Origin of the sequence: Rhodococcus globerulus (genome assembly GCF_019334125.1) — a bacterium.
Taxonomy (GTDB): Bacteria; Actinomycetota; Actinomycetes; order Mycobacteriales; family Mycobacteriaceae; genus Rhodococcus_F; species Rhodococcus_F globerula.
The window spans coordinates 1,894,593-1,916,630 of the sequence record NZ_CP079698.1 but is presented as its reverse complement, the minus strand read 5'-3'; the positions used below and the strand labels follow the sequence as shown (position 1 = coordinate 1,916,630).

Sequence of the window (22,038 nt, the reverse complement as noted above, 5' to 3'; positions counted from 1 at the left end):
AATTTAGTTGATGAAATTCACCCCCGATATCACCCTTTTGGTGATTGGCGTCGACGTGGTGTCATTCACCCCCGGTTTCATCCTTTCTTTCTCATTCTTTGCCTTGTTGTTCGAGTATCTTTTCGGTGTCCATGGACTCGTCGAGGCAACTGTGGGCGTCCGTCGGGAAATTTTCGTCGCAGCGCGCGCATGGTGAGGTTTCGGGCTTCCCGCTAGGGACCTTCGGCGATGCTCGACCGTTCGCGGTGGTGTGGTGCATCGTGGTGTGCGGGTAAGTGGTCTTCGACCGAAATGCGGTTTAGCTGGTCTTTTGAGCGAAAATGCAGGACAACCCGGCGGCGAATATCAGTCCGATGGGCAGGCCGGAGTTGATACAGAAGTGAGTGTCGCCCAAAAAATGGGACGAAAGTCACATTGACGGCAAATGGTCCTAAATCGGGCATGGGAGGAGACGTTTCCTCTGGCAGTTGTCTGCGAGTTACCCGTGAATCTGCTGGCAGTGGGTATTTCTTGATAGCGCGTCGATTTGTGCGGAAAAGAAATACGGAACTTTTGGATTCCAAACCTCTGGAATCGAGCAATTTTCGCGCTGGTTTTTTTAATAGGAACGACGTAGCGTCCATCCGTGCAATCAATCAGCTAGTTGAGTAGTGAAGTACAGGCAAGTGAAGTACAGGGCCGGGTTCCGGACTGGGGAAGCCGGAACACGGTGCGAAGGGGCGGGATTCATCCCGCGGAGGGAAATCATGTCGGAACACAAGGGCCTGTGGGCTGACGCCTGGTCCGGGTTGGGGACCACGCACGGCGCTCGGCCTACGGTTCGGCCTACACGGCCTCGCCGCCTGAATCACGTATTCGAAGCAAGTGCGGACTCCGTTCCGGACGCAATCGCGCTCGAGTGCGATGGATTTGCGATCACCTACCGCCAACTCGAAGATCGATCGAATCAGTTGGCGCACATGTTGATCGGTGAGGGTATCGGGGTCGGCTCACGTGTAGCGATCTTCCTGAACCGCTCGGTAGATACCTATGTAAGCCTATTGGGCGTGCTCAAAACCGGCGGCACCTTCGTGCCGATCGATCCAGGTGCACCGTCCGATCGTGTTGCGTACGTGGTCGAAGATGCCGGAGTTCAGCTTGTGCTGACCTCGACAGAGTTGGAGCCGAACGCCGAGGAATGCAACGTCGCGCGGCTTACCCTCGACACGAACGTGGCGGTGTTGAACTTCCAGCCACAGCATCGGCCGACCCTGGATCCGCAATCGGACCCGGACCCCGCCTGCTACATCCTGTACACGTCTGGTTCGAGTGGTCGACCCAAAGGCGTCGAAGTTGCCCAGTCGAGTATCTGCAACTTTCTCGACGTGGTTCCCGACGTCTACGATGTTCGGCCGAATGATCGTGTCTACCAGGGTATGACGATTTCCTTCGACTTCTCGATCGAGGAAATCTGGCCCACCTGGGCCCGCGGCGCAACCATCGTCGCCGGACCGACGGACAGTCGGCGACTTGGCGGCGAGTTGGCGGATTTCCTCGAAGAACGCGCCATTACGACGCTGTATTGCGTACCGACTCTGCTCGCCACGATCCCGCGCGATCTGCCCAAGATTCGTAATCTGCTGGTCGGCGGTGAAGCGTGCCCGCGTGAGCTGGTGGAACGGTGGGCGCGTCCGGGGCGCAAGATCCTCAACACGTACGGGCCCACCGAGGCAACTGTTACCGCAACGTGGGGTGAACTCCTGCCAGGTCGGACGGTGACGATCGGTCGCCCACTCCCGACGTACTCCGTCGTCATTCTCGACGAAGCTCGCGGGCTGGTACCCCACGGTGAGGTGGGCGAAATCTGCATCGGCGGACGCGGTGTTGCGCGTGGTTATGTCGGACGCCCCGACCTGACCGCCGACAAATTCATCGATCACTTTTCCGTGCCGGCGGGCCAGAAGCTCTACCGGACCGGCGATCTCGGACGCTGGACGTCCGACGGTGAGATCGAATATCTGGGCCGCGCCGATGCCGAGGTCAAGATTCGTGGTCACCGAGTTGATCTCGGTGAGATCGAAAGTGTTCTCCTGGAACACCCGTCGGTGTCGGAAGCCGTGGTGGCGCTGGTCGCCGCATCGGAAAACGAGACGCCGTCGGAACTGTGCGCGTACATGGTGCTGGTCGACCCGATCGAGGACGAGTACCTGGTCGGGGAACTCGCCAAGGCGGTGTCGCAACGACTTCCGGCGTACATGGCGCCCGCATTTGTCGACTTCATCCCCGCATTGCCCGTGATGCCCAGCGGCAAAGTAGATCGATCGAAGCTCCCGGAACCGACCCGGCGACGTTTCTCGGCTCCGACAGGCCCGGTAGTCGAACCCCGGAACGAGCAGGAAGTAGCGGTTCGCGATATTTGGGCGCGGGCGTTCGGCATACCCGCAGACGAGATGTCGGTCGAAGCAAACTTCTTCGAAGATCTTGGTGGCCATTCGCTGCTGGCAGCAACGGTTATCTCTGCCCTGCGTGAAAGTGGCATCGGCGCAACTCCCTCGATCCGAGATCTGTACAGCCATCCCACTGTTCGCTCGATCACGCACGCGCTGGCAGCAGTGGGCTCCCAGCATCCGATTGCCCCGAATGTTGCTGTCAAACACACGGATACGGAAGTGGCTCGCGCCGGAGGCATCCAGTTGGCAGTGATCTATGTGTTCCTGCTGATCACGACGCTTCCCGTCTCGTACGTCTACACGAAGAACGACGGTTTTGTGTCGGTGCCGGTTCTGTTCGAGATGTTGGCAGCCATCATGCTCACGTATCTCTGCGTGCGCTGGTTTCTTCCGGTCATCAGTGCGCGCCCACTTGCCGCAGGAATCAAGCCTGGGCGATACAAACTCTGGGGTCCGACGTATCTGCGGCTGTGGACACTCGACCTGCTCCTCGCGGTCGGTGCTTTGCCCGTGGTCAGCGGATCGCCGTTGATGTCGATCTATCTCCGCATTCTCGGTGCGCGCGTCGGGCATCGCACTACCATCGCGACGTCCTCGATATCGTTGCCGACACTGGTCGAGATCGGAGACGGCGCATCGATCGGTTACGGTGCGACCATCCGGCCGTGGCGCGTCGAATCCGGTTCGGTGACGGTGGGGAAGATCGTCATCGAATCGGGTGCATTTGTCGGTGCAAACGTGGTGCTCGAACCTGGATCGACCGTCGGGGTACGCGCCGCACTCGGTGATCAGTCGCTGCTTCCGTCCGGGCACATCGTGCCGCAGGAGGCCAGGTGGGCAGGATCGCCGGCAGTACCGACCGAGTTCTTGGATCCGGCGGTCGAAACTATGATGCGAGCCGAAAGTGTCCGTGCCCGTTGGAAAGTGCGTCACATCCTCGCAGCACTCGCCGGTCTGACGGCACTCGAAGTGGGTGCCATCGCCCTGATGGTTCCCGGTATCGCACTGGTCTGGGGCGCCCTCCTGGCATGGGGTGTGTTGGCGGGACTGGTGGCGACGTTGTTTACCGGACCCATTTTCGTGATCACTGTCTGTGTTTTTGTTGCCGTGAACAAACGACTCGTTCTTCGCAATGCACCTGCGGGAATGCATCCTGTCCGCTCGGGTCTTGGTATCCGCAAGTGGATGGTCGACAAGTTGCTCGAGTTCAGTTTGCTGTTCACGAACTCGCTGTACGCAACGCTGTATACCGCGCCGTGGTTGCGGTTGCTCGGGGCGGACATCGGTCGCGGAGCAGAAGTCTCCACCGTGTCGCATATCGACCCGGACATGCTCACCGTCGGCAAGGACAGCTTCATCGCCGACATGGCCAGCGTGGGAAGTGCGAGCTTCGCAAACGGCCGGATCATGTTCCAGCCCACTCGAATCGGCGAACGCACCTTCATCGGTAATGCCGCGGTTATCCCGTCGGGTATGGAGATCGGCGACAATGCGTTGATCGGTGTCGCGACGGTGCCGCCTGTGAACGGTGTTCCGGAAGGCACGTCGTGGCTCGGTTCGCCCGCTATCTACCTGCCGAACCGTCAGGACAGCGGAGATTACGACGACGCGCTCATCTATACGCCGCCGCAGGATGTAGTGCGTGACCGCTACGTGATCGAGTTCTTTCGCGCCACCTTGCCACCCACAGTTCTCGGCGTGAGCTTCTACCTCTATCTGTTGGTCTTGTCCTCCTTGGCATTCGGGCGAGCACTTCCCGTTCCGGCCCTCGTTGCGCCGCTGGTCGCGATGGCGTCGAGCCTTGCGGTGATCGGATTCTGCGCGGCGGTGAAGCGAAACACCGTGGGACGCTACGAACCTCGGGTTGAGCCGCTGTGGAGTAAGTTCGTCCGACGGTCCGAATTTGCGACCGGGCTCTATGAAAGCGCTGCTGTGCCGATTGGCGTCGGGATGCTGGTGGGTACCCCGTTCCTGCCGATGGTGCTGCGCTGGTTCGGCACGACAATCGGCAAGCGAGTGTGGTTCGGAACCACCTATCTCACCGAATTCGATCTCGTCCACGTCGGCGACGACGCCACTATCGGAACCGAGTCGTCGCTGCAGACACACCTGTTCGAGGACCGTGTCATGAAGATGTCCACGATCACCATCGGCGATGGCGCCAGCATCGGGACACGATCGATCATCCTCTACGACACGGTTGTCGGCGAGGAAGCCTCACTCAGTCCGCTGTCGTTGCTCATGAAGGGCGAAGAGCTTCCGGCGCGGACGAGTTGGCGCGGAATTCCCGCTGAGGGGATTCGCGCCGACGACAACTCGACTGTTCTCCTCGAGAAAGCTGTCCTCGAGAAAGCTGTCACCGACCAAGCTGTCACCGACATCGTCGTCGCGCAAGGAGTGTCCGCATGAAATGGGTATCGCTGTCTCAGAACAAGACCCGTCGAAGCACGACCTACAGCACGCGGCCGCACCCGCGGGCACTCGTGTACCGCGGCCCCGCGTCGTTACCGGGGTGCCCGGAAGCCGTCGCAGATCTGTTGTCGTCGAGCGCCTGGAACTTCGACGTGCGCTTTGTCGGACCGGACGAGGAGTTGCAGATCGACGATTCCACGCTCCATTCGGCGGCGCTATACGCACAACCCGGCGGCGGTGACCTGGACAGGGCGTTCACGCACCTGCGCCGCCATGTTCCGGCGATTCAGCAATTCGTCCGATCCGGTGGACGGTACTTGGGATTCTGCCTCGGTGGTTACCTCGCGGGCCGCAGCCCCGGGTTCGAACTGTTTCCCGGTGATGCAGACCAGTACGTCGCGTTGCAGAACGCCGAAGTGCACGACACAAAAGGTGCTGTACTCGAGGTGGATTGGAGCGGCCAGATCGAGGAAATGTACTTCCAGGACGGACCGTACTTCTCACTCGACCGGCATTACCGGGATTACTACGATTCCGAGGCAGCGATTCTCGCGCGGTATCAGAACGGAAGTATCGCGGCTTTGAAGATCGACTACGGCAAAGGTCGGGTCGGGGTAGTCGGGCCGCATCCTGAAGCCGACGAATCCTGGTATCAGGGTGACGGTTTGCGGGCACCCGAGCACCTCGCCACCGACCTGGGGTACCGCTTGATCAACGCGGTGATGACCCGATGACAGCCAGTCCGCTCGCGCCGACGGAGCAGATCCCGGTAGTGGAAAAACAGCGACTTCTCGGGATCGACGCCGCCCGCGGTATTGCCCTGCTTGGCATGATGGCCGTCCACTCACTGATCGCCGTGAGCGACGACGGATCCCCGACACTGTCCTACGGCATTTCGGCAGGGCGATCGTCTGCGTTGTTCGCAGTCCTGGCCGGTGTGGGAATTGCCTTCACGACCGGTCGCGCGCGGGTGGAACGTGGTGATCGTGGTGCCACCGCAGCGTCACTGGCAGCGCGTGCCGCGGTGGTCGGGGCCATCGGATTGATCATGGGATACACCCACGCGGAACTAGCCGTGGTGATCCTGCCGTACTACGCGATCCTTTTCGTGATCGCTATCCCGCTTGTCTTCTTGCCTACCCGTGCAGTTGCAGCACTCGGCCTGCTGATCGCTCTTGTCGTGCCGGCCGTCATCGAATTTTTCGGGACATCGCTCCCCGCACCGAGCTTGGACAACCCGACGCTGGTCGGCATTATCGAGAATCCACTCGGATGGACCGTCGAACTGCTGTTGAACGGGGAGTTCCCGGCTCTTCCGTGGACTGCGTACATGTGTGCCGGTATCGTCATCGGCCGGTTGAAGCTGACATCTGCGAACGTGGCCGGTTGCTTGTTGGTGTTCGGCGCTGCACTTGCAGTCGGCACGCGAATTCTGTCCGAGGTCTTGATCTTTCATCTCGGCGGACTGGAACACCTCATGGCGGGCAGCGAATTGTCGCGCGAGGAAATTCTCGACATCATCGCCTACGGCGCCGACGGTTCGGTGTTCGGTTCGACGTGGTGGTGGCTTGCCGTCGACGGCCCGCACAGCAGTACGCCGCTGGACCTGTTGGGGACGATAGGGTCGTCAATGGCCGTGATCGGGGCGATGCTGTTTCTCGGCCACCTGGCGGGGACAAAACTGGATACGTTGGTCAAAGTCGTGATGGTGCCCTTGGCTGCCGCCGGATCGATGACCTTGACGCTGTACGTGCTTCACATCTGGTTCATCAATTCGAACTACGACACGTACGGCGCGTGGACGGGGTACATCCTGCAGGTTCTGGCCGCTTTTGCCATCGGACTTTTTGTGAAGTTGACTACCGGGCGTGGACCGTTGGAAGCGTTTGTGACGATGGTGGCAAATCGAAGCAAGCGGGCTGTTACGGAGAGGGCGTCCACAACTTCTCCGGCGCACCACGCCTGACCGTATCGATCAGATCGTGGCCCAGGTCGAATCGGATTCCGTCCGGATTGGTGAGACCGCGTGTGTACCAGGACCGCTCGGCTTCCGGGTGTGGTCCGACAACGCCGACGCGTCCGAGGCCGAAGTCGCTGACCACGGCTGCGACCTTGCCGTTGCGGTAGCGGGCCAGTACCTCCACCGGGGCGTCGTCGCGCAGTACGAAGATAGGGCCGTCCTGGAAGAACATCGTGCGTTCCTCCTCGCGCCAGGTGACGTTCACGATCGTGTTGCCTGTTGTGTCGATCTCGGACTTGCGGGACGAGATATACCGAGCGGTGTCTCCCGGCAGCAGTCCGAAACCCGGTGTGGCCCCGGCCAAGTAGCCGCCAAGGCAGAAGCCGAGATAGTGTCCGCCGGTTCGGACCCACTCGCGGATCGACTCCGCGTGTTGTTCCATGTGGACCCATGCCGCCGACAGTTCCCCGCCGCCGGGTTGTGCATAGAGCGATGCACTCGCCAACGCTGCTGTCGTCAACGGAACATCTTCGTCCGGACCGCAGAACGTCACGTCGTACGGATCGGACGAGGATTCGAGTAACCGACCAACCGCCTCGGGACAACCGGGTGATGATGCCGGCCCGCGGTAGACCAAGGCGCGCCGGGGACGGATTCGGGTGGAATCGGCTGACGCGACAACAGTTCCGCCGATGGTGATCAGCGCAGCGGCCGAGACGAGGAAGGTGCGGCGATTCATCGCGTGATCAGTTCAGCTTCGCCCGGCAATCATGGGTTCACTTTATCGAACTCGTGGTTCGGCCAGGTCGTCGCGTCCGCTGCCGGTGGCACCCGCGTACCGTTACGGCAGAGCTAGGTTACCGAGGAAACCGGGAACCGCCGACACGAGAGTAGGACTGCGCACAATGTTGGAAGTCGATATCACTGCACTGGAAGCGGCACTGGCGGCAGGTGAGCCGTTGATCGATGTGCGGGAGGCAGACGAGTTCGCCCAGGTGCGTGTTCCCGGTGCCGTACTGATCCCGATGAGCGAGTTCGTCTCACGCATGGGCGAGATCCCCGATGCCGAGACGGTGTACGTGATCTGCGCAGTCGGTGGCCGCAGTCTCCAGGTTGCCGAGTACCTCCAGGGTCGCGGCATCAACGCTGTGTCCGTACGTGGTGGAACGATGGAGTGGCACCAGTCCGGGCGCGAGGTCGAAACCGGCGCCGTCTAAGCGGGCGCGGGCAACGCTCCGCTACGGATGGAGTTCACGGTGCGCGCTGCCACTGTGGCCCAGATCGGGATGAGCGCAAGCAGCAGCGCAGCGGCAACCGCGAGGATCAGTTGTGAACCGGTGGCGATACCAAAAGCGTTGGCGCCGACGGCACAGGCTCCGATCGGGAAGGTGAAACTCCACCAGCCGAGCGAGAACGACAACCCGCCTCGCAGGGCTCGGATCGTGACCGTCGTGACGGCGATGAACGCCACCACGCCGAGTGCGCCGACTACGGTGCCGTACACAAGCCCGAAGGTGTGCAGGGCGTCGGCGGTGTCTGCGGCGACGGCGTGGCGTGCTGCGTCGGCCAGGAGATTGGCGGCGCCGATCGACTGGCCGATCACGCCGAGCGGGATCCACAGTGACGGAATGGCATTGAACGGAATTGCGTCGACGCCGCGAGCACGGTTGTCGGCGAACTGCCGAGCGACGGCTGTGGCGATGATCAGTGCGGCCGAGAGCGCCAGCGCGAACATCACGTAACAGAACACGAGAACCGACGTGCGGAGTGCACCTTCAGTCAGGTGTGTTGTCACCGCCGCTCCTGTCGTCGCGGAAACCATCGGCGGTACGACGGGCATGAGCCAGAACGGCATGGCCGTCGCCATGCCGGCGTCGCGGACCAGACGGACCATCATGACGACATAAGTGCACAAGCCCAGGGTTGTGCCCAGCACCCAGAGAGTTATCGAGATTGTCACCGCCGCGCTGTGGCCGAGATAGTTCGCGCCGGTGACACCGGTCGCGGACCCGACTGTCACCAGGGCCATTGCCACCGCGCCGTAGAACGGGAACATTGCGGGGCTACGGAGGTAGGCGAGTGCAAAATCGCGGTGGGTGATCCAATGCGCGGCAAACGCGCCGATCAAAGCGATCAGGATGGCTGCGGCGAGGAACCAGAAGAGATCCGCCACCACGTGTAGTGCTGCGACCTCGTGTTGGAGAGACGCCGCTGCCACCGACACGATTCCCGTTCCCATCGCCGCCGCAAACCAGTTCGGGGTGATGTGGGCAAATGCAGACGGGGTAGCGGTGCTCATGCATTCCAGTGTGTCGGTGTCGGGTTTGCCGACGGTAGATGGCCTGTTGTTGAATGCCCACAAATGGCGCTTGTGGGTCTAATCTGAACGCATGTCGCTGTCCCCGCGAGTCCCGGAACTCAGCGCCCTCGACGTCCTTCTGTCCGTGGGCCGCTTGGGAAGCATGGGCGCTGCCGGTCGGGAGCACGGACTCAGTCAACAGGCGGTCAGCGCCCGGGTTCGATCGGTTGAACGCCAACTCGGGATCAAAGTCTTCGATCGTGCCGCAACCGGTGTTCGCCCGACGGCTGAAGGTGGGCTGATTCTCGAATGGGCTAGTCACATACTCGTTACCGCAGAAGAGATGGCGTCCGGTGTTGCTGCGCTGCGCGGCGAACGTGACGCGGCTGTCACGGTTGCGGCAAGTATGACCATCGCCGAGTACCTCGTACCGGGGTGGACGGTAGCCATGCGCCACAAGTTCCCCAGCGTCGTAGCTTCGGTCAGTCTCCACAACTCTTCCGACGTCTCCGCGCAGGTTCAGGCCGGCCGAGCCGACATCGGTTTTGTCGAAGGCCCGGACGTGCCGAGCTCACTCGCGTCCTGTGAAGTGGCGCGTGACCATCTGGTTGTTGTCGTGCCGCCAAATCACGAATGGGCCAACGGCGCTCCCGTTCCGGTGGAGGAGTTGGCCCGCACGCCCCTCATTCAACGGGAATCGGGATCCGGCACTCGAATGACCCTCGAAAACGCGGTACCTGATTGTGCGCCACCACTTCTGGAACTGACCTCGTGCACCGCCGTCAAGGCCGCTGTCGTTGCGGGCAACGCGCCGGCCGTGTTGTCGTCCTTGGCGGTTGCCGCTGATCTCACCGACGGCCGATTGGTTGCCGTCACCGTCGAAGGTCTGCGGATGCCCCGCAGATTGCAGGCAGTCTGGGATCCGGTGCGAGGATTGCGCGGCGCGGCGCGGGATTTCCTCGACATCGCACTCGGTTCCAACACTGCTGTTCACTCGCGCTGAGGCTCAGACAGCACCCTTGAATCCGTGTTGACGCCACGCTTCATAGGTGACCAACGCCGCTGCGTTGGAGAGATTGAGTGAGCGTCGGCCGGGGAGCATCGGGATACGCAGACGCTCGGTGATGTGCTCGTCAGCCAGGACTTCTTCGGACAAACCCGTCGGTTCGGGACCGAAGAGCAGAACATCACCGGGTTCGTACGCGATATCGGTATACGGGACGGTTGCATGTGCGGTGAAGGCAAACACCCGTGCCGGGGTTACGGCCTCCCACGCTGCAGTTAGGTTCTCGTGGACAGTCACGGTCGCCAAGTCGTGGTAGTCCAACCCCGCTCGCTTGAGCTTCGGTTCGGACAGGTCGAACCCGAGTGGGCCCACCAGGTGAAGTTCACAACCGGTTCCCGCGACCATGCGGATCGCGTTACCGGTATTGGGTGGGATGCGGGGCTCGTGGAACATGACTCGGAACACCACAAAACCCTACCGCGCATGCCATTGGCGGCCGCGATGTCGGGGTTTTTCCCATTCAGTTACCAAACTGCAAAGTTTGTGGGAATCTGATTGCCGCATTCTTCTCAGAACGGACAAAATGAACACTCCTGCCGGTTGGAATCCCGACCCCTTCGATCCGACGATCGACCGCTACTGGGACGGCCAGCAGTGGACGGCACAAACCCGCCCAAAAATTGTCGACGCCCCGACGCAGGTGTTCGGAGCACCCGGCTCGCCGCAGCAGGATCCCACGGCACCGGACGACCAGAAACGGCGCAAGTGGCCGTGGATCGCGGGCGTTGCCGCAGCCGGGGTTGCGGTAATCGGAATTGCGGCAGGGACGGGAGGCTCCGAAGAGTCGAAGACCCCGGCGGCGACTTCCTCGACGACAGTGGCAGCGACAACTACGCAGGCAACGACAACGACCACAGTCAAGCCCACAACCACGACCGTCGCGCCGGCGACCACCACGACGGTGGCTCCGACTACGACGACAACACTCGCCATAGTCCCGTTGGTGCCGCAGGTAACCACAACGACCCAGTACGTTCCGCCGCCTCCCGTCTATACGCCGCCGAAGACGACTGAGCCCGCGTACATTCCGCCGCCGGTCAAGGTACCGAATGCGGGCGTGAAGTACGCCAACTGTGACGAGGCAAGGGCTGCTGGCGCGGCACCGATACTCAGGGGTGAACCGGGATATGCGCCGAAGCTCGACCGTGACAATGACGGAATAGCCTGCGACAAATAGCCGAGTGTGATGCTGTCGGTGGTTCGGGGCAGTATGTAAGTCATGCCCCTCGAAGAATCCGACAACGTTGTCGGCGAAGACTATTCCGATGCACGATTGCCGGGAAAGGTGTGGCGCCAGCGCACGTTCACCAATTGTGTGTTCCGTGACGCAGACCTGACTGGCATGACGACGGAATCGGTGGTCTTCGACAATTGTGACTTCACCGGCGCAGATCTGGGGGAGTCGGAGCACATCGGTAGCGCGTTCCGTTCGTGCAACTTCGCGCGGACCAGCCTGTGGCACAGCACCTTCCGAAACTGCACTTTGATGGGATCGACGTTCGACGGATGTCGCATCCGGCCGTTGACGCTCGACGAGGTGGACTTCTCGCTCACCTCGTTGGGTGGCGCGGATCTGCGGAGGATCGACTTCACGTCATGCCGCTTCCGCGAAGCGAATCTCGTGCGTACGGATATGCGTGATGCGATTCTGGTGTCGGCGGATCTGTCGGGCGCTCGTACCGGTGGACTCAAACTCGACGGCGCGGACCTGCGCGGCGCGCGCGTCGATCCGGGTCTGTGGACGTCTGCAGTCGTGGCAAACGCCAAGATCGAATTGATGCAGGCGGTGGCGTATGCGTCGGCGCACGGTTTGGTTGTCGACCTGTAGATGCAACCGGTCAACAGCGGGAGTTACCGCTCCAGGCGTTCCTCCAGCCGAATCGTCACGAGGTCACCGACGTCTTTGCCGATGGCTGTGCGGATGTCGGCCTTGACCGGGAGCTTGTGAGTGCCGTCGCCCAAGGCCATGAACGAACTCTGAAACGGATGTCCGTCGATTGTTCCGCGCACCTTGACCAGTCCGCGGGTACGGAAGTATTCGGCGGACTCCGGCCAGATCACGTATGTCCAGCCACCTTTCGCGTCACTTTTGCGCAGTGTGGCGGTGAATACCTTGTCCAACAACATGGTGGCATGCCCTTTCGGTTGGTCAGCGAATGAATTCTCGGGCCAGCAGATCCATGAGCAGTCCGTCCTTCCACTCGCCGTGACGATCGCGTGAGTACTCGCGCATCACCCCGACGTCCCTGAACCCGACCGATCGATAACACGCGATTGCCGCCGTGTTCTCCACTTCCGGATCGATGATCAATCGGTGGAACTTCAGATCGTCGATCAGGTGCGCACACAGAACGCGTATCGCCTCACGACCGAATCCGCGGCCGTGGACAGCCGGATCGAGAAAGAGATCGAGACCGGCGTGGCGGAAGTCCGGGTTGTCGTCGTCGGCGTACCACTGGATGAATCCGATCAGGTTCCCGTCGTGGAAAATGCTGTAGCGAATGGTGCCGGGCTCCGGAGCGGCAGGCCAGTCGTCGGCTGGATTCTGCCACCATTCGGCCACATCGGGATGCAGATGGATGGCCCGCAGACGGGCATGATGATCGGCGGCGACGGGTGCAAGAACCACCCTCGGACCGCGTAGTTCCGGAGCCGTTGTCACGCATCGACCCTAACCTGGAACAATGGTCGCCGTGACTGCAACGATCCTGGACGGTAAAGCTACCCGCGACGAAATTTTCGAAGACCTGAAGGTGCGGGTGAACGCGCTGAAGGCAGCGGGTATCACGCCCGGACTTGGCACCATTCTCGTTGGTGACGACCCGGGATCCGCAGCGTACGTGCGCGGCAAGCACAACGACTGCGCCAAGGTCGGCATCAACTCCCTGCGCCGTGACCTGCCTGCCGACATCACACAGGAGCAGCTCAACGCCACCATTGACGAACTCAACGCCAATCCCGAGTGCACCGGATACATCGTGCAGTTGCCGCTGCCCAAGCACCTCGACGAGAACGCAGCGCTCGAGCGCATCGATCCCGACAAGGATGCCGACGGCTTGCACCCGGTGAACCTCGGCCGTCTGGTTCTCGGCAAGGAAGCTCCGCTGCCGTGTACGCCGCGCGGAATCCTGCACCTGCTCCGCCGCTACGAGGTGCCGATCGCCGGCGCTCACGTCGTTGTTGTCGGCCGCGGTGTCACCGTCGGCCGCCCTATCGGACTGTTGCTGACGCGTCGTAGCGAAAACGCCACCGTCACGCTGTGCCATACCGGTACCCGTGATCTGGCTGCCGAGGTTCGTCGTGCAGACATCGTCGTTGCTGCCGCCGGCGTTCCCGGACTCATCACCGCCGACATGGTCAAGCCGGGCGCTGCTGTGCTCGACGTCGGAGTCAGCCGCACCGACGACGGTTTGCGTGGTGACGTTGCTGCCGACGTCAACGACGTTGCGGGCTTCGTCTCGCCCAATCCCGGTGGAGTGGGCCCGCTGACCAGGGCGTTCCTGATCACCAACGTGGTGGAGCGCTCCGAGCGAGTTCTGGCCGGAGCCTGACGACATGACCTCACCGGTTGGCCTCGTGAAGAAGAATTTGCCGATGATCACGGTTCTCGCCGTGATCGCAGCCGCGGTTGTTCTTGTCCTGGCCGACCGGTGGCGTCGCGGTTCGCTGGTCTTGGGGGTGGCGGTCATTATCGGTGCAGCTGCCCGCTGGTGTTTCCCACAGAATCGCGTGGGACTGCTCGCGGTGCGCGGCAAGAAGTTCGACACGGCGGCCATGGGCGTCATGGGTGCGTTGATCGTCTCGCTTGCTCTGACCATCGATCCGCTCGGCACGGACTGAGTCAGTCCACTGGGCACGGACTGAGTCAGTTGTAGAACGACCCGACGTCTATCTCGCGCAACGGAATCCACTCTCCCTGTGGTTTCTTTGCGGCGGAGTTCCGCCTTTTCGCCTGTTTGGTTCGAAGCGTGACGGCTAGTGCAGGTTCTTCGTCGATCCGGCCCGCCAGTGCGTAGATCGCAGCAAGATGGTGAACGCAGGGCGTGCGCCGACTCGAACAGTCACACGTGGCCGTGCATTCGGAAAGATTCACGGCCACAGTGATATCGCGCGCCTGTAGATCCGCGACGACGCTGTCCGGTAGCTCTCCGGTCGATACGGACCGGTTCGTGGTGCCTAGCGCCCGAATCATGCGGGCCGCGGTGTCGGATTGTGTCTTGTCCCAGAGCGGTACGGTGACAACAACAGTCGAGGTCTTACCCTTGGCGGTGACCTGGGCGGAAACCGTACCGGCAGAAATGTCCGTGAAGGTGACACCACCGTTGCGGGCCAGTGTGCGTGCGGTGGGCAAGGCGGGGTTTCGTCCGGATGTCGACGTTTGCTCAACCGTCCGCAACCACACACGGCCCCATGCGGTCACTCCGAATTCGGTAGCCATCAGATGATCACCGCGCCGTCGAGTTCGAGCAGTTCACGTAGTTCGCTGTCGGGAAGGTTTGCGAGGGCTCCTTCGGAGTTTCCGGAAATCGACTCGGCTACAGCTCTTTTGGATTCGTGCATGGCGGCGATGTGATCTTCGACGGTTCCTCCGGTGACCAGGGTGTGGACGTTGACGGTGCGCTGCTGGCCGATTCGATGGGCGCGGTCGGTGGCCTGATCTTCGACGGCAGGGTTCCACCACCTGTCGTAGTGAACGACGTGACTGGCGCGGGTGAGATTGAGTCCGAACCCGGCCGCGCGCAGGCTCAGAATGAGAATGGGCGAGGACGTGTCGTCGGTTTGGAAGGCATCGACCATGGCGTCGCGACTGGCAACGTTGAGACCGCCGTGGAGAAAAGGAACGTCTGCGATGCCCAGTTCGGCCGCGAGGTGTTTCGACAGTAGTTCGCCCATTGTGCGGTACTGCGTGAACACCAGGGCCCGATCACCGTCGTCGACGATCTCTGCAAGCATTTCGGTTGCGCGATCGAACTTTCCGGAACGGCCACGGAGATCCTCGCTGTCGCCGGTGACCTGAGCGGGGTGGTTGCATACCTGCTTGAGAGTGGTGAGCAGTGCAAGGACGTTGCCGCGTCGGGCAATTCCGGTGCCCAGTCCGGTATCGAACGCGTCCGCGACCGCCGCCCGGTAGATTCGCGCCTGTTCCGACGTGAGGGTGCATGCGACGGTCGAGAACTGCTTCGGCGGAAGATCCTTGGCAACAGCATCTTTGGTTCGGCGCAGCACGTATGGCTCGATGATCGTCGCCAACCTCGATGCGGCGGACGCCGAGCGGCCGGATTCGATCGGGACGGCAAAACGCTGCCGAAAGCGTGCACGAGTTCCCAGTACAGCCGGATTGGCGACGTGGAACAAACTCCACAACTCTTCGAGACGGTTCTCGACCGGCGTGCCGGTCATCGCAACTTTGACGGTGGCATTCAGTTGCATTGCAGCTTTGGCGGCCAGCGACGACGGATTCTTGATCTGCTGCGCTTCGTCGAAGATGGCCGACGCCCACTGCGGCGTCTCCAGTTCGGCTGTGTCCGAACGTAAGACGCTGTAACTGGTGAGTACCACGGTGCCTTTACCTAGTTCCGCAGGCAGTGTGCGGCCGGACCCGTGATGAATGTGAAGGCTCAGGTGCGGCGCAAACCGCTCGATCTCGCGTCGCCAGTTTCCGATCACCGACGTCGGGCAGACAACAAGATGCGGGCCGTCTGCGGCTCTGATCGCGATCATCGAAATGGCTTGAAGCGTTTTACCCAGACCCATTTCGTCGGCGAGTATGCCGCCACCCGTCTCGGTCAGCGACGTCAACCACTCCACGCCAAGAACCTGGTACGGGCGCAAAGTCGCTTGAACCCGTGCATGATCGAGTGCGTCCACCAGAGTCTGTGCGTGGGTGAAACGCTGCACCACCGCGGCAGCACTTCTGATGACAGTGTCGCCGCGGTAGAGAGCGGCGTGCCCGGCTGGTGGCATGGTGCCGTGTTCGCCGCCCCCGATCACCCGCTTCCAGGCGCGCACCGACTCTCCGATACCTGGTTGATCCACGTTCGCAACCTGCAATGCCGTTACCACGTCGGCGAATTCGACAGTCCGAATATCGACGTCGACGGGCGTGATGACGCTGTCGACGGGTACAGCCATTCGGGCGACGGCGGCGCTGCCGGTAGGGAGCCCCAACTCCGCGAGATGCCCGGCTGTATCCGGCACACCCCAGAACCCGAACGCCATGTTCTCGGGAAGGTAGGTCGCCTGCAGCTGATCCGGGCACGGTTGAGTCACGAGCGCCGATGGTAGCCGTGATCGATGACCGCGGGCCACCGGATACGTCCCCAAAAACCGCAGATCAGTTGTGGTTCTCCCGACATTGACGGGAGGCGACGAGTCCGCTCTGACGGAGAACCGGACATTTCCTTCCTCGGACGTGATAGTCATTGTCCGTAGATCCGCAGTACCTGACACTTGCGAATAAGGAACCCAATGAAGCGACGAAAAAATCTCTCAGGTAGGCACTTTCGACTGCTCGTCGCTGCTGTCGGTGTGGGAGTGCTGGCACTTGCCACCGCAACGGGTGCCGCCGCCGCGCCGGTAGGTGTTCCCGTTACGAGTCCTGGCGGCGTCACCATGTGGGGCGGGGCCGACGACAATCAGCGCGACGGCGTCCCGACTCGGGGCAGCATCGCCGCGATTGCCGCCGGCGACCATCATTCGGTGGCGTTGACCACCGACGGCCACATCACCGCGTGGGGACACAGTGCGTGGGGAGAGCGTGACGGAGTTCCGACCGGTGGTGGTTTCACCGCGATCGCGGCGGGTGAGGACCACGCGGTAGCGCTTACTGCCGACGGACACATTGCTGCGTGGGGAAGTTCCGAATTCGGGCAACAGGACGATCTCCCGGCACGTGGTGGGTTCACCAGGATTGCTGCCGGTACGTACCACGGGTTGGCGTTGACTCCTGAAGGAACAATCGTGGACTGGGGCAGCGAGGAGTACGGTCAGCGGACCGATGTCCCGACCGATGGCGGGTTCACCGCGATCGCCGCCGGTAACTTCCATTCGCTGGCGCTCACGACCGACGGTCACATCACCATGTGGGGCGGGAGTGCCGAAGGGCAGCGCGACGGGCTACCGACCGAAGGTGGGTTCACCGCGATCGCTGCCGGCGAGGACCATTCGCTCGCGTTGACCGCCGACGGTCACATCGTGATCTGGGGCAGCAACGAGTACGGGCAGCGCACCGGTACTCCGACCGGCGGCGGGTTCACCGCGATCGCCGGCGGCTTCCGCCATTCGGTGGCGCTGTCTGCCGACGGCACGATCACTGCCTGGGGTAACAACGAGAACGGGCAACTGGGCGGTGTCCCGACCGGAGACGGATATACCGCCGTCGCGGCCGGGGCCTATCACTCGATAGCCCTCGGCGCGCAGACGGCGTCGACCGGATCGCTCGGAAGTCCGACCGGAAGCTGAATGCTCAGCGCGTCGTGCGCGCCAATTCCATTGTGCGGCGCAACAGTTTTGCTACAGCGTCGGCTTCGGTGAGGAACCCGTCGTGCCCGTCCTTGGAATTCAGGATTTCGAGGCCGGTGCACGTCGGGATTCCGGCGGCGATCTCTTCCTGCAGTCGCAACGGGTAGAGACGATCGGAATCGACTCCGCCGACAACGACCGGCACGGTGATGGACGCCAAAGCCGCTGCGACACCACCGCGTCCGCGGCCGATGTCGTGACGGTTCATAGCCTCGGTCAACAGCACGTAGGTGCTGGGATCAAAACGCGACACGAGCTTGTCTGCCTGATGTTCCAGGTAGCTTTGAACCGCGTATCGTCCACCGTTCCAGGGGTTTTCATTTCCCTGGGCGGTGTTCTCGAAACGTGTGTCGAGTTCCGATTCGGCGCGGTAGGTGAGGTGCGCAATGCGCCTCGCGATACCGAGGCCGGCCCGGGGTGTGCGCCCGGTTCCGTGGTAATTGCCGCCCTGCCAATCGGGGTCGGACATGATGGCGGCGATTTGTGTTGTCTGTGTACCGATTTGATCGGCTGTCGCGCGTGAACCCGTAGCCAGTACCAATGCGGAGTTCAGATTCTCGGGGTACGACACAGCCCATTCGAGGGTGCGCATACCGCCCATGGAGCCGCCGACTACCGAAGCCAGTCGATCGATGCCGAGCAGGTCGATCAGCTTCTTCTCGGCTGCGACCTGATCGCGAATGGAGATGCCCGGAAACCGGCTACCCCACGGTTTGCCGTCCTCGGCAAGGGAACTCGGGCCGGTGGTGCCACGACAACCGCCCAGAACATTGGTCGCAATGACACACCATTCGCCCGTGTCGACAGGTTCGCCCGGGCCGACCATTCCGTTCCACCAACCGGGTGACGGCTGATTTTCGGACGCCGGGCCGGTGACGTGTGAGTCCCCGGTCAGGGCATGTTCCACGAGCACGACGTTGTCGCGGTTCGGGGACAGCTCGCCCCACCGTTGAACCGCAAGCGATACCGACGGCAGCACGGCGCCGTTCTCGAGTTGCAGCGAGCCGATGTCGACGGTTCCGACTCGGCCGTCCGGCGGCGGCAGGATATCCGCGACCGCTGTCTGAGCTTCGTTGACGGTCAAGACGTTGCCGCCGCGGTGAGGCCGGTTTCGAGGTCGGCGAGGATGTCGGCGATGCCTTCGATTCCGACGGCGAGGCGAACGAGACCGGGGGTGACGCCGGCTGCGAGTTGTTCCTCGGGGGTGAGCTGGGCGTGAGTAGTGGAGGCGGGGTGGATGACGAGGGAGCGGACGTCACCGATGTTGGCGACGTGGCTGTGCAGAGTCAGGGCGTTGACAAACTTCTTGCCGGCATCGATGCCGCCGGGCAGTTCGAAGGTGACGATGGCGCCGGTTCCCTTGGGGGTCAGCTGCTTTCCGCGTTCGTACCACGGTGAGGAGGGGAGTCCGGCGTAGGAGACGGACGCGACGGCGGTGTGGCCTTCGAGAAATTCGGCCACCTGCTGGGCGTTGGAGACGTGGCGCTCGATGCGCAGGCTCAAGGTTTCGATGCCCTGGGCGATGAGGAACGCGTTGAACGGTGCGACGGCGGAGCCGAGGTCGCGCAGGAGTTGTACACGCGCCTTGAGAGCGTAGGCGGGTGCGCCGAGGTCGGCGAACGTGACGCCGTGGTAGCTCGGATCGGGGGTAGTGAAGTTGGTGTGTCTGCCTTGCGTCCAGTCGAAAGTGCCGCCGTCGACGATGACGCCGGCGATGGCCGTGCCGTGTCCGCCGAGATATTTGGTGGCGGAGTGCAGCACGATGTCGGCGCCGTGTTCGAGGGGGCGAAGCAAGTACGGCGTCGCGACGGTGTTGTCGACGATCAGGGGGAGGCCGTTCTCATGAGCCACCGCTGAGATCCCGGGGATGTCGAGGATGTGGTTCTTGGGATTGGCGATGGTTTCGCCGAAGAAGGCCTTGGTGTCGGGGCGGATGGCTTCGCGCCAGTGGTCGAGGTTGTCGGGATCCTCGACGAACGTGACTTCGATGCCGAGCTTGCGAAGCGTGTAGTGCAGGAGGTTGTAGGTGCCGCCGTACAGGTAGGGGCTGGCGACGATGTGGTCTCCGGCCTCCGCGATGTTGAGGATCGCGAGGGTTTCGGCGGCCTGACCCGAGGACAGGAGGAGTGCCGCGACACCGCCTTCGAGTGCAGCAATGCGCTGCTCGACGGCGTCCTGCGTTGGATTCATGATGCGCGTGTAGATGTTGCCCGGCTCAGCAAGGCCGAACAGCGCGGCGGCGTGGTCGGTGCTGTCGAAGACGTAGCTGGTGGTCTGGTAGATCGGCAGTGCGCGCGCGTTGGTGGCGGTGTCTGCGGTTTGTCCGGCGTGGACCTGCTTGGTCTCGAAGGACCAGTTAGCTGAGATGTCGGTCATGATTTGTGTACTCCAGTGGTCTGACGGATAGCTGTCGGACGGGGGCGAATGATCGCCGCCCCGTGCTGGGGTCTATCTACAAGTGCGACACATACTGAAAAACCTCCGTGGGGCTCGGCCCGGTCTGGGGTCCGTCCCTGTCGGACCCGCGCTTGTCGCCTGGAAATCCGGTGAAGCTGCAATTGCGCAGTTTCGCCTCGAGGCGACCTGGTCATCACCCGGGGCACCCCACCGCGGTTGGAGGGTTGCCGTCCAGCGAGCCGGGGCTTGACGCTGGTACTCATGACCGAGCTGAATTCTACCGGGAGTGAAGCCGAAGGATGACGCGGGTCGAAGTGTGCGGCGTCACCAGTCGCCATTCGACGCGACGGTGCCCACTAGCAGGCAAAAGTTACCGGTGAGTAGTGACTCGGAGGAGGGGCTGCCGGTTGCGGCCCCCAGCGTTAGCAGTACGCTTGTCTTGTTTGGGACTCATCTCCCGGGATCAGTCCACACAGTCTAGGTTTGATAATCGAACCGTTCGCGGACTCACTCACAAAGTGTGACCGCAACCGTGTAACCAGGGGAAACTTCCTAGGAGGACGCGAAGCACCCATGTCCAAAATAAAGGTTGAGGGCACCGTCGTCGAACTCGACGGCGACGAGATGACACGCATTATCTGGCAGTTCATCAAAGACAAGTTGATCCACCCGTACCTCGATGTGAACCTCGAGTACTACGACCTCGGTATCGAATACCGCGACGAGACGGATGACCAGGTCACCATCGACGCCGCACACGCGATCCAGAAGCACGGCGTGGGCGTCAAGTGCGCCACCATCACGCCGGACGAGGCTCGTGTCGAGGAATTCGGTCTCAAGAAGATGTGGCGTTCCCCGAACGGAACGATCCGCAACATTCTCGGCGGCACGATCTTCCGCGCACCGATCATCATCTCGAACGTTCCGCGACTCGTCCCGGGCTGGACCAAGCCGATCATCATCGGCCGTCACGCATTCGGCGACCAGTACCGCGCCACAGACTTCAAGGTCCCCGGCCCCGGCAAGGTGATGATCACCTACACGCCTGAGGACGGCAGCGCACCGATCGAGCACGAACTGGTCAACTTCCCTGAAGAGGGCGGCGTCGTCCAGGGGCAGTACAACTTCACCACGTCCATCCGTGACTTCGCTCGCGCGTCGCTCACCTACGGACTGCAGCAGAACTACCCGGTGTACCTGTCCACCAAGAACACCATTCTCAAGGCGTACGACGGTGCCTTCAAGGACATCTTCCAGCACGTCTACGAGACCGAGTTCAAGGCTGAGTTCGATGCCGCAGGTCTGACCTACGAGCACCGCCTCATCGACGACATGGTCGCTTCCGCACTCAAGTGGGAGGGCGGCTACGTCTGGGCATGCAAGAACTACGACGGCGACGTTCAGTCCGACACCGTGGCTCAGGGCTTCGGCTCGCTCGGCCTCATGACGTCGGTTCTCCTGACACCGGACGGAAAGACCTGTGAGGCAGAGGCTGCTCACGGCACCGTCACGCGTCACTACCGTCAGCACCAGCAGGGCAAGCCCACCTCGACCAACCCGATCGCGTCCATCTTCGCGTGGACCCGTGGGCTCGAGCACCGTGGCAAGCTCGACAACACCCCTGAGGTCATCGGCTTCGCGCAGCAGCTCGAAGACGTTGTCATCAAGACCGTCGAAAGCGGCCAGATGACCAAGGACCTCTCGATGCTGGTCGGCGGCGACCAGGGTTACCTGACCACCGAAGAATTCCTCGGTGCGCTCGACGTGAACCTGCAGAAGTCGATGGCAGCCAAGTAGTAAAAGTTCCACAGCTTCACTTTCAGATGGGACGCCCGGGCACTCCGGGCGTCCCATTTGTGTCTGCTCTGTGCCTGCGGTCTCACGTGAGCGAACTCACCTGCTCTCACTTGGAAGTTCAACCAAGGGTGCGACCACAATTGACCAGTGACTTCGT

The 22,038-nt window shown here is 62.1% G+C and carries 21 protein-coding genes and 1 riboswitch; of the genes, 12 read left to right on the top strand and 9 right to left on the bottom strand.

Annotated elements, in window-relative coordinates; translation table 11 throughout:
* Positions 1–10 precede the first annotated feature (10 nt).
* The 4 genes from KYT97_RS08765 to KYT97_RS08750 all read left to right on the top strand — a co-directional run bounded on the left by KYT97_RS08765 (position 11) and on the right by KYT97_RS08750 (position 6,807).
* A complete protein-coding gene (locus tag KYT97_RS08765; protein WP_033231297.1) occupies positions 11–196 on the top strand; it encodes a hypothetical protein in 186 nt (61 codons plus the stop codon).
* A gap of 550 nt (positions 197–746) precedes the next feature.
* Entirely contained in the window at positions 747–4,838 is a 4,092-nt protein-coding gene (locus KYT97_RS08760; protein ID WP_219112114.1) for a Pls/PosA family non-ribosomal peptide synthetase, read from the top strand.
* Positions 4,835–5,575, top strand: coding sequence for a BPL-N domain-containing protein (locus KYT97_RS08755; protein WP_080711574.1), 741 nt, complete (start codon positions 4,835–4,837; stop codon positions 5,573–5,575). The genes KYT97_RS08760 and KYT97_RS08755 overlap by 4 nt, the downstream gene beginning before the upstream one ends.
* A complete protein-coding gene (locus tag KYT97_RS08750; protein WP_219112113.1) occupies positions 5,572–6,807 on the top strand; it encodes a heparan-alpha-glucosaminide N-acetyltransferase domain-containing protein in 1,236 nt (411 codons plus the stop codon). Before KYT97_RS08755 ends, KYT97_RS08750 begins: the two co-directional genes overlap by 4 nt.
* Here the strand turns inward: KYT97_RS08750 and KYT97_RS08745 are convergent.
* Positions 6,764–7,540: a BPL-N domain-containing protein gene (locus tag KYT97_RS08745; RefSeq protein WP_045070731.1), complete on the bottom strand. Its 777-nt coding sequence runs from the start codon at positions 7,538–7,540 to the stop codon at positions 6,764–6,766. The two genes, KYT97_RS08750 and KYT97_RS08745, sit on opposite strands and share 44 nt — an antisense overlap.
* Positions 7,541–7,706: 166 nt before the next feature.
* Between KYT97_RS08745 and KYT97_RS08740 the strand changes: the two genes are divergently transcribed.
* Entirely contained in the window at positions 7,707–8,018 is a 312-nt protein-coding gene (locus tag KYT97_RS08740) for a rhodanese-like domain-containing protein (RefSeq protein ID WP_045070729.1), read from the top strand.
* Here the strand turns inward: KYT97_RS08740 and KYT97_RS08735 are convergent.
* Positions 8,015–9,100, bottom strand: coding sequence for a TDT family transporter (locus KYT97_RS08735; RefSeq protein ID WP_219112112.1), 1,086 nt, complete (start codon positions 9,098–9,100; stop codon positions 8,015–8,017). The genes KYT97_RS08740 and KYT97_RS08735 overlap by 4 nt on opposite strands.
* Before the next feature lie 91 nt (positions 9,101–9,191).
* On the opposite strand from KYT97_RS08735, the gene KYT97_RS08730 reads away from it, so the two are divergent.
* Positions 9,192–10,103, top strand: coding sequence for a LysR family transcriptional regulator (locus tag KYT97_RS08730; RefSeq protein ID WP_033231295.1), 912 nt, complete (start codon positions 9,192–9,194; stop codon positions 10,101–10,103).
* Between the two features lie 3 nt (positions 10,104–10,106).
* Here the strand turns inward: KYT97_RS08730 and KYT97_RS08725 are convergent, their stop codons facing one another.
* On the bottom strand, positions 10,107–10,571 hold the full coding sequence (locus KYT97_RS08725) for a tRNA (cytidine(34)-2'-O)-methyltransferase (protein WP_033231525.1): 465 nt from the start codon (positions 10,569–10,571) through the stop codon (positions 10,107–10,109).
* A gap of 118 nt (positions 10,572–10,689) precedes the next feature.
* On the opposite strand from KYT97_RS08725, the gene KYT97_RS08720 reads away from it, so the two are divergent.
* Positions 10,690–11,343, top strand: a complete 654-nt coding sequence (locus tag KYT97_RS08720; RefSeq protein ID WP_219112111.1) for an excalibur calcium-binding domain-containing protein — start codon at positions 10,690–10,692, stop codon at positions 11,341–11,343.
* A 42-nt stretch (positions 11,344–11,385) separates the two neighbouring features.
* Positions 11,386–11,994 (top strand): pentapeptide repeat-containing protein, encoded by a 609-nt coding sequence (locus KYT97_RS08715; protein ID WP_033231293.1) that lies wholly within the window; start codon positions 11,386–11,388, stop codon positions 11,992–11,994.
* 23 nt (positions 11,995–12,017) lie between these two features.
* Here the strand turns inward: KYT97_RS08715 and KYT97_RS08710 are convergent, their stop codons facing one another.
* The gene (locus tag KYT97_RS08710; protein WP_045070724.1) at positions 12,018–12,293 is read right to left on the bottom strand and encodes a DUF1905 domain-containing protein; all 276 of its coding nucleotides are present in this window, start codon (positions 12,291–12,293) and stop codon (positions 12,018–12,020) included.
* Between the two features lie 22 nt (positions 12,294–12,315).
* Positions 12,316–12,795, bottom strand: a complete 480-nt coding sequence (locus KYT97_RS08705) for a GNAT family N-acetyltransferase (RefSeq protein ID WP_045070721.1) — start codon at positions 12,793–12,795, stop codon at positions 12,316–12,318.
* 64 nt (positions 12,796–12,859) lie between these two features.
* Between KYT97_RS08705 and KYT97_RS08700 the strand changes: the two genes are divergently transcribed.
* Positions 12,860–13,717, top strand: a complete 858-nt coding sequence (locus KYT97_RS08700) for a bifunctional methylenetetrahydrofolate dehydrogenase/methenyltetrahydrofolate cyclohydrolase (RefSeq protein WP_172936014.1) — start codon at positions 12,860–12,862, stop codon at positions 13,715–13,717.
* A gap of 4 nt (positions 13,718–13,721) precedes the next feature.
* Entirely contained in the window at positions 13,722–14,006 is a 285-nt protein-coding gene (locus tag KYT97_RS08695; RefSeq protein ID WP_033231289.1) for a DUF3017 domain-containing protein, read from the top strand.
* 25 nt (positions 14,007–14,031) lie between these two features.
* Here the strand turns inward: KYT97_RS08695 and KYT97_RS08690 are convergent, their stop codons facing one another.
* Both KYT97_RS08690 and KYT97_RS08685 read right to left on the bottom strand, forming a co-directional pair.
* Positions 14,032–14,604, bottom strand: coding sequence for an SWIM zinc finger family protein (locus KYT97_RS08690; protein ID WP_116101627.1), 573 nt, complete (start codon positions 14,602–14,604; stop codon positions 14,032–14,034).
* The gene (locus KYT97_RS08685; protein ID WP_230589970.1) at positions 14,604–16,436 is read right to left on the bottom strand and encodes a DEAD/DEAH box helicase; all 1,833 of its coding nucleotides are present in this window, start codon (positions 16,434–16,436) and stop codon (positions 14,604–14,606) included. The genes KYT97_RS08690 and KYT97_RS08685 overlap by 1 nt, the downstream gene beginning before the upstream one ends.
* Before the next feature lie 198 nt (positions 16,437–16,634).
* On the opposite strand from KYT97_RS08685, the gene KYT97_RS08680 reads away from it, so the two are divergent.
* A complete protein-coding gene (locus KYT97_RS08680) occupies positions 16,635–17,627 on the top strand; it encodes an RCC1 domain-containing protein (protein WP_219112110.1) in 993 nt (330 codons plus the stop codon).
* 4 nt (positions 17,628–17,631) lie between these two features.
* Here KYT97_RS08680 and metX read toward each other — a convergent pair whose 3' ends face one another.
* Complete coding sequence (gene metX, locus KYT97_RS08675; protein ID WP_373557477.1) at positions 17,632–18,735, bottom strand: homoserine O-acetyltransferase MetX; 1,104 nt, start codon at positions 18,733–18,735, stop codon at positions 17,632–17,634.
* A gap of 32 nt (positions 18,736–18,767) precedes the next feature.
* Positions 18,768–20,063 carry a bifunctional o-acetylhomoserine/o-acetylserine sulfhydrylase gene (locus tag KYT97_RS08670; RefSeq protein ID WP_045070715.1) on the bottom strand — a complete coding sequence of 432 codons (1,296 nt, stop codon included), beginning with the start codon at positions 20,061–20,063 and terminating at the stop codon, positions 18,768–18,770.
* Between the two features lie 143 nt (positions 20,064–20,206).
* Positions 20,207–20,351: riboswitch (SAM riboswitch) on the bottom strand.
* Between the two features lie 306 nt (positions 20,352–20,657).
* Here KYT97_RS08670 and KYT97_RS08665 point away from each other — a divergent pair.
* Complete coding sequence (locus KYT97_RS08665) at positions 20,658–21,881, top strand: NADP-dependent isocitrate dehydrogenase (RefSeq protein ID WP_033231283.1); 1,224 nt, start codon at positions 20,658–20,660, stop codon at positions 21,879–21,881.
* The last annotated feature ends 157 nt before the right edge of the window (positions 21,882–22,038 follow it).